Source organism: Desulfitobacterium sp. (genome assembly GCF_035539115.1).
Lineage (GTDB): Bacteria > Bacillota > Desulfitobacteriia > Desulfitobacteriales > Desulfitobacteriaceae > Desulfitobacterium_A.
In genome coordinates this window covers 1-11,926 of record NZ_DATLJA010000037.1, presented here as the reverse complement: position 1 = coordinate 11,926, position 11,926 = coordinate 1, and the positions used below count along the sequence as shown (strand labels likewise).

The window sequence follows — 11,926 nt, the reverse complement described above, 5'->3', positions numbered from 1 at the left end:
TGGAGATGACTTGTTTGTGACGAATCCTAAGCGTCTGGCCAAAGGAATTAAAGAAAAATGCGCGAATTCAATTCTGATTAAGCTTAATCAAATTGGAACGCTAACCGAAACTCTTGATGCGATTGAAATGGCAAAACGTGCAGGTTATACTGCTGTTATTTCCCATCGTTCTGGGGAAACAGAAGATGTCACACTAGCTCATATTGCAGTTGCGGTCAATGCAGGACAGATTAAGACGGGGGCCCCTGCCCGCACCGAGCGCGTTGCAAAGTATAATGAGTTGCTGCGGATCGAGGAGGAACTTGGAGATTCTGCCATTTACCGTGGAAAAGAAAGTTTGGCACGGTAGAAATATAGCTTTTAAATAAGAGCAAGCAAGGGACTTAGTCTTTGCTGTTACCGGCCTAAGTCCCTTGCCTTTTCTCGCTTTTCTATGCTAAAATAGGTCTACTAGTTATTGTAAAAAGATTATGACACAGATATGGCATTGAGTTGAGGAGGTGATAGCATCATGGTGATTTTTTTAACGGTTATTTTGGTGATTAGCTCACTTGGATTGATCGCGACTGTGCTTCTCCAATCTGGAACTGGCGCTGGTCTTGGCGCGATTGGCGGGGCTGGTGAAGCCTTTTTTGGACAAAAGAAAGGTATGGATGAATTGTTCGGGAAAGTAACTATTATTTCAGCTGTACTTTTTTTATTGAGCTCATTAGGAGTGACCTGGCTTTTAAAATAAAGCCAGGGGCTCCTTTTTGCTTTTTCATCGCTATTTTTATATTCTTATTTCGACTCAACCGTTCATTTGCTCAAAGCTCAAAGACATGATTTGATCTTACATAATTATCAGCAAGGAATGTGGCTTAGACGTCTAGGACTCGGGAAACTGAATAAATGCACATAGTGGGGCAGGCTCAGGTTTATCCATCAAAACATAGGAGGTTTTTTTACCATGGATTTTGCTTCAATGCCTTTCATTGCCATCGTGGCAGGTGTAATTGGTCTTATCTTTGCATTTTACTTTGCAACCAGTGTTTTAAAAGAGAATCCGGGAAATGCCCGGATGCAGGAAATTTCGCAAGCCATCCAAGAGGGAGCGATGGCTTATCTCAATCGTCAATATCGAACACTCATTCCTTTCGTTATTATTATCTTCTTTCTCTTGTATTTCTTGAAAGGGCAGACGGGATGGCAAACAGGAGTTTCCTTTTTGTTTGGTGCCATACTCTCTGCTGCAGCGGGTTATGTGGGGATGTCCATTACGACCCGAGCTAATACCCGAACCACAGAAGCGGCTCGAACAAGCCTTAATAAAGCCCTCGGCGTTTCATTCCGCGCCGGTGCGGTCATGGGTTTATCTGTTGTCAGCTTAGGTCTTATTGGAGTCGCAGTGCTTTATCTGTGGTTCCACGATGCCGAAATCATTAACTCGTTTGCTTTTGGCGCGAGCGCGATTGCCCTCTTTGCTCGTGTTGGTGGAGGAATTTATACCAAAGCAGCGGATGTTGGCGCTGACCTTGTTGGTAAAGTCGAAGTCGGGATTCCGGAAGACGACCCCCGTAACCCGGCTGTTATCGCAGACAATGTCGGAGATAATGTCGGAGATACCGCGGGCATGGGTGCTGACCTCTTCGAATCCTTCGCAGCGTCCACGATTGCTGCAATGTTAGTCGGAGTAACGATCTATAAACAAGTCGATAATGGGTTACCTGGATTGATGTTACCGATGATGCTTGGCGTAGTCGGACTGCTTTCCGCCATTATTGCAAGTTTCTTCGTGCGCACCAGTGAGAATGCCAATCCCCAGATGGCTTTAAATAAAGGACTTTGGGGTACGAATTTAATAACGGCCATCGCGGCTTACGGCCTGCTCCACTTGATGTTACCTGCTAGTTTAAAAGTGAGTGATATCTTGACTGTAACTCCGAACCGAGTATACATCGCGGTTATTGCGGGGTTAGTTGTCAACGTACTTATCGGCATGTTAACAGAGTATTACACCTCGAACCAAAAGAAGCCTGCTCAAGCCATTGCCAAGGCTTCAGAAACGGGAGCGGCGACCAATCTCATTGCCGGGTTGGCGACAGGGATGAGGAGTACGGCACTACCCGTTATCGTGATTTGTGTTGCCATCTTTGTCTCCTTCCAAGCGGCAGGTGTTTTTGGAATTGCGATGGCGGCTATGGCCATGCTCTCCACGGCGGGTATGGTTGTTGCAATCGATTCCTTCGGACCGGTTGCGGATAATGCCGGTGGCATTGCCGAAATGGCTGAACTCGATCCGAGTGTCCGTAAAACGACCGATCAGCTGGACTCGGTTGGCAATACCACGGCTGCCGTGGCTAAGGGCTTTGCCATTGGCTCGGCTGCTTTGACAGGTCTTGCCCTGTTCAGCGCCTTCTCTCAGTTGGCTCAGGTGGATAAAATCGATCTTCTTGTCCCGACGACAATTATTGGTTTATTCATCGGAGCGGCACTGCCCTTCCTCTTCTCAGCGTTTTGTTTGGAAGCGGTGGGTAAAGCTGCCTTTGAAATGATTGGCGAAGTTCGTCGGCAATTCCGTGAAATCCCGGGTCTGATGGAAGGGACGGCCAAACCAGATTACCGGGCTTGCGTGGATATTTCCACAAAAGCTGCAATTCGTGAAATGGTTATCCCCGGTTTGCTCGCAGTGGGAACTCCGCTGCTGGTTGGCTTTGGGCTTGGTAAAGATGCCATGGGTGGAATGCTTGCGGGCGGAACTGTTTCCGGTTTGCTGATGGCGATCTTCATGGCGAATGCCGGTGGAGCCTGGGATAATGCGAAGAAATACATTGAAGCTGGAAACCTTGGCGGAAAAGGAACGCCGACTCACGCAGCAGCGGTTATCGGCGATACCGTAGGAGACCCATTCAAGGATACGGCTGGTCCTTCCTTAAATGCTTTGATTAAGGTTATGGGCACAATTTCTTTGATCATCGCTCCATTCTTAAGATAGGTTATCGGTGAATACAAGATTGCTTAAGCCTGAGTTTAGTTTTTCGACTAGATTGCTATGATAATGATGGCTATAGAAGTGATAGTCTTGCTTCAAGAATGTCGGACCGAAAAGTGAGTTGAGAAGGGTGCACCTCTGAGAAGAGTTGGTGCCCTTCCTCTATTTCAGCCGAGTGAAAGGGGTATGGTCGATGAATGCTGAAAGGAGATTGACTGAACCATTTTACTGAGTCAGGAGCGCACGGTGAACAAGTAGTCTGAGGTTGTGATCTTCGAAAAGTCTGGGAATATCCTACACTTAGGTTCGGAGCGGAAGAAAGCAGCTGCTCGGGCAGTGTTCATCCGAACGCTTCATGGGGATTGAATTGAGAAATGAGGGAGCAAAATGAGCCTACGCGAGGTATCATCTGATCTCGATCATTTAGACATCTTTGAAGCAATCAAAATTGGAATTATCGTAACGGATAGAGAAGATAAGATAGAGTACTGTAATACGGTAGTTGCGGATTATTTGGGTAGCAAGCTTAACGCAATTCTTTATCATAAAATCACAGAATTTATCCCTAACTCAGAACCAAATACAGAAACGGCCGAGCGCTTTGTAAATGCGGAACGTCCCATGATCAAGGGACGCATGATCCTCGTCAATCGCTTTCCCTTAGAGAAGAAAAGACAAAAAGTGGGGACTGTGGTAATCCTTCAAGACGGAAGCGATTTCGAGCGACTTTTGTCCCAACTGAATAACACTCAGAGTTCGCTCGAAGATTGGGAGAATATCTTTGAACATGCTTATGACGGAGTTATGGTTGTTGATCCCAAAGGAATCATCACTCGTATCACTAACGCATATTGCTATTTCTTGAATGTTAAACAGGAGGATGCGATCGGAAAACATTGTACAGAGGTTCTACCGAACAGCCGGATGGAGATTGTGGCGCAAACTGGGGTAGCCGAAATTGGTGAACCCATGATTATCACTGGCAAAGAAGCTTTAGTCATGAGATTGCCTTTACGCGAGAATGGAAAACTCGTAGGTGCAGTTGGTAAGGTCATGTTTCGTGATGTTCAGGACTTGCGAACTTTGGCTGAGAAGCTTGACTTATTGGAAAATAAAATTAAATTTTATGAGAAGGAACTTGTACATTATCAAAGATATCGATATACATTTTCCAGTATTATTGGCAATAGTCCTGCGATCTTGGGTGCGAAAACGTTTGCAGAAAAGGCAGCTGCTGGAAAATCGACAGTTCTGTTACTCGGTGAGAGCGGAACCGGTAAAGAGCTCTTCGCTCATGCGATTCATGCCGCAAGCTCCAGAAATAATAAGCCCTTTGTCCGCGTAAATTGTGGAGCGATTCCCGGAGAATTACTGGAATCGGAGCTCTTCGGTTATGAAGAAGGGGCTTTTACAGGAGCTAAAAAGGGAGGAAAACCGGGTAAATTCGAAATCGCAAATAGTGGGACGATTTTTTTAGATGAAATTGGAGACCTCCCTTTGGCAATGCAAGCTAAAGTACTACGGGTGCTCCAGGAAAAAGAAGTTGAACGCGTAGGGAGTAATCAGATTCTGCAACTCGATATTCGAATCATTGCAGCAACCCATCGTAATCTGGAAAAAATGGTGTCAAATGGGGAATTCCGAAGAGATCTTTATTATCGACTTAACGTTTTCACGATTAATATTCCTCCTTTAAGAGAACGAGAGGGAGATGTCATTCTTTTGAGTGATTATCTTCTGGAAAAGATCGAACGTGAAATGGGCGCTTCGCCGAAGGTTTTGGACCGAAAAGTGAAGGATCTAATTAAGCTTTATGCTTGGCCAGGGAATGTTCGTGAATTACAGAATGCGCTCGAAAGAACCATGAATGTTGCCGAAGGGGATAGAATTTGCATCCGCGATCTTCCTTTGTATTTACAAGATCGTGAAGGAGGTCAAAGCCTTAAAGTACTCCAACCGTTAGCATTCGAAATTGCGGAGGCTGAACGTAAAGCAATCTTAAAAGCCTTAGAATTGACGACAGGAAATAAAGCAAAAGCGGCCGACATATTAGGAATACATCGAACAAATTTATATCGCAAAATGGAAAAGTACGGGCTAACAGAGTAGATAGGTCGAGTTAAGATTGCGATATTACTACATGTAGCGATAGCGCAACGGAGACTGCGGAATAGGAAATATAATCATTTTTCAGTGTTTTCTGAATAGTTGTGTAGCTATTCCGCAACGTTTTGCATCTATAAGTACAAAGAAGCCATGCATAAAAGCCTAGAAGACAAAGGTCTTCTAGGCTTTTATGCGTGTTGGCATGATATTTGCTTATATATTCTGAACAAGGGAGCACTGTTAAGTGGATCCTCCACCAAATCGAGACAGGAGGGATTAAAGTGAAAAAACGGTTTCTTACAGCCGATGAAGCAGTTGCGTTGATTAAGGATGAAAGTATGGTTGCTATTGACGGCTTTGTTACTATCGGGCACCCAGAAGAATTGACAGAAGCCTTGGAAAGGCGATTTGTAGAAACAGGAAGCCCTAAGGGGTTATCTCTTGTCTATGCAGCAGGACAAGGAGATGGGAAAAATCGAGGAATGAATCACCTTGCTCGAGAAGGCCTGATTAAAAGGGTTATTGGAGGGCATTGGAATCTTGCTCCGAAATTAGGAAAGCTCGCTGTCGAAGAAAAAATTGAAGCCTACAATTTTCCCCAAGGTGTTGTCTCTCATCTTTTTCGGGATATTGCAGCAGGCAAGCCTGGAACGATCACGCATGTTGGGCTTGGAACCTTTGTTGATCCTCGGAATGATGGCGGTAAATTGAATCAGGTTACTCACGAAGATTTAGTTGAACTGATCACGTTAAGAGGAAAAGAATATCTTTTCTACTACAGCTTTCCGATCGATGTTGCATTGATCAGAGGTTCCTTAGCTGATGAAGACGGCAATATTTCGATGGAAAGTGAAGCTCTTGACATTGAGGTTCTTGCTGTGGCACAGGCCGTTAAAAACAGCGGGGGCTTGGTCATCGTCCAAGTTGAGCGTGTGGTTCAAAAGGGATCTATAAAACCCAGAAGCGTGAAGATACCTGGAATCTTAGTCGATGTAGTTGTGGTTTCAAGTGACCCGAAATATCATATGATGACCTTTGGCGAACAGTATAATCCAGCTTATAGTGGGGAACTGAAGCTTCCCCTCGGTAATGTAAGTCCTATTCCCTTGGATGAACGAAAGGTTATTGCGCGGCGATCCTATTTGGAATTGTTCCCGGATGCAATCGCAAATCTGGGAATTGGGGCTCCTGAAGGAGTTGCCGTTGTAGCTTCAGAAGAGGGAACTCTGGATGAAATTGTTTTATCGGTAGAAGCAGGGGCAATTGGTGGCATACCTGCAGGGGGATTAAGTTTTGGGGCGAGTTATAATCCATCATGTATCATTGACCAAGCTGCTCAATTCGACTTTTATGATGGTGGCGGACTGGACATCTCAATTCTGGGAATGGCTCAAATGGACAAGGAAGGAAATGTCAATGTAAGTCGTTTTGGTCCAAGAATTGCGGGAGCAGGTGGCTTCATTAACATCTCTCAAAATGCCAAAAAAGTCGTTTTTTGCGGCACGTTTATGGCGAGCGGATTAAAAGTGAACGTGGGTGAAGGACGCTTAAGAATTGACCAAGATGGAAAAACAACAAAACTTCTTGAAAAAGTAGAGCATGTGACCTTTAGCGGTCATTATGCTCGGAAAAATAAACAAAAGGTCCTTTACGTTACAGAACGGGCTGTCTTTGAATTAGGGGATGAAGGCCTCATTTTGACGGAGATTGCACCTGGAATTGATCTCGAGAAAGATGTCCTGGAGAAAATGGAGTTTCGTCCTATTGTTTCTAAGGAATTAAAAATAATGGACCCCAGAATTTTTACAGACAAGCCGATGCTGCTTGAAATGTCTGCTAATGAAAGGAATGTTGCGAAATGATGACCAAAGATAGAGTTGCTCTCATTACAGGAAGTGGTCAAGGATTAGGAAGAGCGATCGCGTTAACCTTCGCGCGGGAAGGTTCTAAAATTGCAATCAACGATATCGCTTTAAATGAAAAGAAAGCACTGGAGACCGTTGAAGAGCTTCGTGCCATAGGTGTAGAAGCTGAGGCGTTTTTAGCGGATGTGACGCAAGAGGGCGAAGTCGGCGCTATGGTTGAGCAGGTTTTAGAACGCTTTGGTCGGATCGATATTCTTGTTAACAATGCAGGAATTAATCGAGATGGTTTAATTCATAAAGGGGATCTGAAAAACTGGAGTGCGGTATTAGGGGTCAATCTTACAGGCCCTTTCATTTGCACAAAGGCTGTACTGCCCAGCATGCGCCAAAATAAGTATGGTCGAATTATCAACATTTCATCCCTTACCGCGCGCATGGGAATTTTCGGGACAGGGTATTATGCAACTTCCAAGTCTGGTCTAATAGGCCTAACAAAAGTTACAGCTGCCGAGAATGTCGTCAAGGGAATAACGTGTAATGCTTTGGCTCCGGGTTATATCAAAACGGATATGATGGTGAAATACCCGGAGGAGCAACTTCAGGCTCTCATCGCCAAGATTCCTGTAGGCCGTCTAGCGGAACCTTCAGAGATTGCCGAAGCTGCAGTCTTTCTGGCAGCAGACTCCTCCTCCTATATTACTGGGGCAGTCCTGGATATCAATGGAGGTTATTTAATTTAAGCTAGATTAAAATGAAAGGAGGGATAAATATGCAAGAAGTCGTGATTGTGAGCGCCGTTCGGACACCTGTCGGATCTTTCAATGGTGCGCTTAGCCAGGTTGCTGCCTCAGATTTGGGAGCGGGGCCAGAATTCTCGTCACTCTTCTTCATGAAATGAAACGGCAAAATGTCAAAAGAGGCTTAGCGACGCTTTGCATCGGCGGAGGTCAAGGGATTGCAATGGTCGTAGAGAAATAGTATCCGCTGGCTAAGCCAGGAAATAAATTATGGAGGTGTTTATAAGATGGAGGTATTAGGTATTCTCCTCAGTCTTGCGCTCTTGATGTTCATGGCCTACCGTGGTTTCTCTGTTATCTTTTTCGCACCCGTATTTGCCATCTTGGCCGCAGTGTTTTCCGGAATGGCCATTATGCCAACTTATACAGAAATCTTTTTACCGAATTTAGCGAGCTATGTAAAAGTTTACTTTCCATTCTTCCTATTAGGCGCTGTCTTTGGTAAGGCCATGGAAGAATCAGGGGCCGCGAAAGCGATTGCGCGTTTCATAGTCCAAAAACTCGGTAAACGCCAGGCCATTCTTTCGGTGGTGTTATCCGCTGCAATCTTAACGTATGGTGGTGTAAGTCTCTTTGTCGTTGCTTTTGCAGTCTACCCATTTGCGGCATCGATCTTTAAAGAAGCCGACATTCCCAAAAGGCTGCTTCCAGCAACGATCGCTTTAGGTGCCTTTACCTTTACCATGGATGCTCTTCCCGGAACACCTCAAATTCAAAACTCAATTCCAATGAAATTTTTTAATACAGATCTTTATGCCGCTCCTGTTTTCGGAATCCTCGGGACAATTATTGTCCTCGGATGCGGGCTTGCCTATTTAGAATGGCGGAAACGGTCTGCACAAGCCGCTGGCGAGGGATATGGCACAAATCATAAACAAGAACCGGAAATAGTTGAAGATACGAATCTTCCTCATCCATTGCTTTCGGTAGTCCCGCTCATTTCGGTATTAGTCATAACCTTAATCCTCCAAAAAGTTGTCTTCCCTAATTGGGACATTACAGCTTGGGCGACACAGGCACCCTACAATATAGCTAAAGCGGGTGTCGTTGGGACGATGAATAACTGGGCGCTCATCATTGCCTTAGTTATCGGATCAGTGCTTGCGCTTATCATCAATCCTAAACGGATCAAAGGAAATGTGGCCAAAGCAATTAATGCCGGAGCAATTGGTTCCTTATTAGCTGTTATGAATACAGCATCAGAAGTTGGGTTTGGAAATGTTATCAAATCTTTGCCCGGTTTCCAGAGCATTGCGCATGCCCTAACGGGGATTAATGGAAATGGAAGTCCTCTTCTCTCAGAGGCAGTAACGGTTAACGTCTTGGCAGGTGTTACAGGTTCAGCCTCAGGTGGAATGAGCATTGCACTCGACACCTTTGGAAAATATTATCTGGATTGGGCGACTCGATCAGGGATTAGTCCCGAACTACTTCATCGCGTAGCATCAATGGCCTCAGGAGGAATGGATACCTTACCCCACAATGGAGCCGTGATTACCCTTTTGGGAATTGCAGGACTGACACACAAGGAATCTTATAAAGACATTTTCGCAATTACGTTATTGAAAACGGGTACTGTTCTTGTTCTTATTTTGCTTCAAGGTGTTTTTCACTTCGTGTAATCAGATTTGTTCAACCAAAAACATTATCCCTGAAGAATGGGGCTGCCGTGTAGGCAGCTCCATACTATTTGGTACTAACAGAAAGTATAAATTTCCGGCAGATAAACTCTAAGTGCAACCAGCGGTTTTCGCTTTCCTACGATGCAAGTAGTTAAGTCCGGCAGGATAAGGCGACTAAGGCCATCGCTTTGGCGCTGGCCAAGTCTTCTTATCGCCAAGCTCGGCGAAAGCCGGGTTTTCTTTATACTAACAGAAAGTATAAATTTCTGGCAGATAGCATAAGTGCAACTAAGGCTTCCGCCTACACCAGAGGCTTGGCGTAAGCCAAGTTTTCTTTATGGCGATTCTAAGTTCTCGCTTTCTTTAGTCATTCTTGTGAGGGAGAGCAGAACTGGGAAAAAACGAGAAATTATGCTATACTGAAACTCGCAACAGAGAGGAGGGTCATTGTGGCATCTGAAGGGATTAAGGTCATCTCCGAAAATAGAAAGGCCTATCACGATTATTTCGTTGAAGAGAAGCTTGAAGCCGGGATCATTTTAACAGGAACAGAGATCAAGTCGATTCGTAATGGTCGAGTGAATCTGAAAGATAGCTATGCTCGGATTGATCATGGGGAAGTATGGCTTTATCAGATGCACATTAGCCCTTATGAAGCAGGAAATCGGTTCAATCATGACCCTTTACGAAAACGGAAGCTGCTTCTGAACCATTCCGAGATTATCAAGCTCATCGGCAAGATTCAGCTCCAAGGATTGGCTCTGATTCCGACACGGATTTATTTGCGACGAGGTATGGCGAAGATCGAGCTTGGGGTTGGTAAAGGTAAGAAAAATTATGATAAACGCCAAACTATTGCCGAACGGGATGCTAAACGGGATATGGAACGAAGTTTAAGAGACCGTGAAAAAGGATAAAAATAAAACAGCTATTTCGCGTAAAGCGAGATAGCTGTTTTTTAAGTTAAAGGGCGGTATCCTTAATACGAGATCACCGAGCTTGCAAATATGAAAAGTATGATGTATCATACTAATTGGAGGTGGCAGGAATGAGGCATCATGGTAAATTCTATGGATCGACAGTTATGGGAGAACGAGGTCAAGTTGTAATTCCAGCCGAGGCGAGAGAGGAAATTGGAATCGAGCCGGGCGAGAAATTCCTTGTCCTAGGTAATAAGAGAAAAGGAGTTATCATCTTGTTTAAATCCGAGGTGATGACGAAGTTCGCAGATATAATGTTTAGAAAGTCCCGATTTTTTGAGGAAATGTTTAATTTCTCGGAAGGCGACGATGAAAAGGATAATGGTAATAAAGAGGATAAGGAAAAATAACAGTTGGGGCTACTTTGATTTTCAGATATTTGGTTAAGATGGCTTGCGCGAAAATTAGGAGGAAATCATGTCACTTATCATAAAATATTTTCGAGACAAACGTTTTCGCAAAATTATCACCCTATTCTTAAGTTCTGTGTTCCAACTATGGTGGCTTAGTAAAAGTACGCGATTCAGCAGTGCGGAGAAGCGAGAGCTTAAGCAGAAAGCCGTTTATCGTAAACAAGCTCGATATTTTGCAGAGACAGCCACAGAACTCGGGGGGCTACTAATTAAGCTCGGCCAATTTTTTAGTTCCCGAGTGGATGTTTTGCCTGAAGAGTACACGAGTGAGCTCTCAAAATTGCAAGATGCGGTTAAGCCAGTGGCGACGAAAGAGATTATCCAACGTATCGAAGCAGAATACAGTTGCGGTATTAACGCGATTTTCAAGAATTTTTCCCAATTGCCTGTGGCGGCTGCTTCATTAGGACAGGTTCACACCGCGGAGACGAAAGAACATAAGAAAGTAGCGGTGAAGATTTTAAGGCCTGGCATCGAGGAGATTATCCGGATCGATTTTGATGCCCTCCGTTTCGTGGTAAATTTTGCAAAACGCTATCCGAAGATCAATGCAGCAGTCGATCTGGAACAGATTTATAACGAATTTGTTGAAACGACCCTGGATGAATTAGATTACCTTAAAGAAGGTCGGAATGCAGATACCTTCCGAGCGAATTTCTCCGCAGATAAGAGATTTTATGTTCCCCAAATCTATTGGGAATACACAACCCAACGTGTCTTGACCATGGAGTTTATTGAAGGGTATAAAGTGAATGATCCTGAAGCTTTAGAAAAGGCAGGCCTTGATCGAGCACTCCTGGCAGACACCTTGATTGCTGCTTTTGTCCAGCAGTTACTCCAGGATTCCTTCTTCCATGCGGATCCCCATCCAGGTAACCTGCTTGTTAAAAAGGATGGGACACTTGTCTTCTTAGATTTTGGGATGATGGGTCGTATTGAAAAGGACATGCGTGAAGAGCTTGTCGCTTTAGTTATGGCGATATTTAAAAAAGATGCTGATGAAATGGTCACGGTTTTTGAGCATTTAGGACGTAAAGGCAAGAATCCTCCCCATTTCAATGGGGAGATGAATTGTCCCTCGTACTATGTGTATGGTTGATATTCCTGTTGATAATAGTATTTATCGGGTATTTATGCTATACTATATACATGAGAAAAGATAACCTTATTCA

Annotated in this window: 10 protein-coding genes and 2 pseudogenes; all 12 read left to right on the top strand. The window is 44.4% G+C overall.

Annotated features, from left to right (window positions below):
- A pseudogene (gene eno, locus VM640_RS06940) lies at positions 1–349 on the top strand (phosphopyruvate hydratase); the annotation flags it as partial.
- A 162-nt stretch (positions 350–511) separates the two neighbouring features.
- Entirely contained in the window at positions 512–736 is a 225-nt protein-coding gene (gene secG, locus VM640_RS06935) for a preprotein translocase subunit SecG (RefSeq protein ID WP_325390698.1), read from the top strand.
- 213 nt (positions 737–949) lie between these two features.
- Entirely contained in the window at positions 950–2,974 is a 2,025-nt protein-coding gene (locus tag VM640_RS06930) for a sodium-translocating pyrophosphatase (RefSeq protein WP_325390697.1), read from the top strand.
- Between the two features lie 384 nt (positions 2,975–3,358).
- Positions 3,359–5,080 carry a sigma 54-interacting transcriptional regulator gene (locus tag VM640_RS06925; protein ID WP_325390696.1) on the top strand — a complete coding sequence of 574 codons (1,722 nt, stop codon included), beginning with the start codon at positions 3,359–3,361 and terminating at the stop codon, positions 5,078–5,080.
- 278 nt (positions 5,081–5,358) lie between these two features.
- Positions 5,359–6,939 (top strand): acyl CoA:acetate/3-ketoacid CoA transferase, encoded by a 1,581-nt coding sequence (locus VM640_RS06920; protein ID WP_325390695.1) that lies wholly within the window; start codon positions 5,359–5,361, stop codon positions 6,937–6,939.
- Entirely contained in the window at positions 6,936–7,682 is a 747-nt protein-coding gene (locus VM640_RS06915; RefSeq protein ID WP_325390694.1) for an SDR family NAD(P)-dependent oxidoreductase, read from the top strand. The genes VM640_RS06920 and VM640_RS06915 overlap by 4 nt, the downstream gene beginning before the upstream one ends.
- Positions 7,683–7,711: 29 nt before the next feature.
- Positions 7,712–7,840 (top strand): hypothetical protein, encoded by a 129-nt coding sequence (locus VM640_RS06910; protein WP_325390693.1) that lies wholly within the window; start codon positions 7,712–7,714, stop codon positions 7,838–7,840.
- A pseudogene (locus VM640_RS17095) lies at positions 7,801–7,920 on the top strand (hypothetical protein); the annotation flags it as partial. The gene VM640_RS06910 and the pseudogene VM640_RS17095, both read left to right, overlap by 40 nt.
- Before the next feature lie 46 nt (positions 7,921–7,966).
- Positions 7,967–9,361, top strand: coding sequence for a GntP family permease (locus tag VM640_RS06905; protein WP_325390692.1), 1,395 nt, complete (start codon positions 7,967–7,969; stop codon positions 9,359–9,361).
- A 449-nt stretch (positions 9,362–9,810) separates the two neighbouring features.
- Positions 9,811–10,278 carry an SsrA-binding protein SmpB gene (smpB, locus tag VM640_RS06900; protein WP_325390691.1) on the top strand — a complete coding sequence of 156 codons (468 nt, stop codon included), beginning with the start codon at positions 9,811–9,813 and terminating at the stop codon, positions 10,276–10,278.
- 131 nt (positions 10,279–10,409) lie between these two features.
- Complete coding sequence (locus tag VM640_RS06895; RefSeq protein WP_325390690.1) at positions 10,410–10,691, top strand: AbrB/MazE/SpoVT family DNA-binding domain-containing protein; 282 nt, start codon at positions 10,410–10,412, stop codon at positions 10,689–10,691.
- A 67-nt stretch (positions 10,692–10,758) separates the two neighbouring features.
- A complete protein-coding gene (locus VM640_RS06890) occupies positions 10,759–11,853 on the top strand; it encodes an ABC1 kinase family protein (RefSeq protein ID WP_325390689.1) in 1,095 nt (364 codons plus the stop codon).
- The last annotated feature ends 73 nt before the right edge of the window (positions 11,854–11,926 follow it).

Excerpts from the sequence above, each read along its gene's own strand:
- VM640_RS06925 (WP_325390696.1), top strand. The coding sequence starts at position 3,359 with ATGAGCCTACGCGAGGTATCATCTGATCTCGATCATTTAGACATCTTT.
- VM640_RS06890 (WP_325390689.1), top strand. The coding sequence starts at position 10,759 with ATGTCACTTATCATAAAATATTTTCGAGACAAACGTTTTCGCAAAATT.
- secG (WP_325390698.1), top strand. The coding sequence starts at position 512 with ATGGTGATTTTTTTAACGGTTATTTTGGTGATTAGCTCACTTGGATTG.
- VM640_RS06930 (WP_325390697.1), top strand. The coding sequence starts at position 950 with ATGGATTTTGCTTCAATGCCTTTCATTGCCATCGTGGCAGGTGTAATT.
- VM640_RS06895 (WP_325390690.1), top strand. The coding sequence starts at position 10,410 with ATGAGGCATCATGGTAAATTCTATGGATCGACAGTTATGGGAGAACGA.
- VM640_RS06910 (WP_325390693.1), top strand. The coding sequence starts at position 7,712 with ATGCAAGAAGTCGTGATTGTGAGCGCCGTTCGGACACCTGTCGGATCT.
- VM640_RS06915 (WP_325390694.1), top strand. The coding sequence starts at position 6,936 with ATGATGACCAAAGATAGAGTTGCTCTCATTACAGGAAGTGGTCAAGGA.
- VM640_RS06905 (WP_325390692.1), top strand. The coding sequence starts at position 7,967 with ATGGAGGTATTAGGTATTCTCCTCAGTCTTGCGCTCTTGATGTTCATG.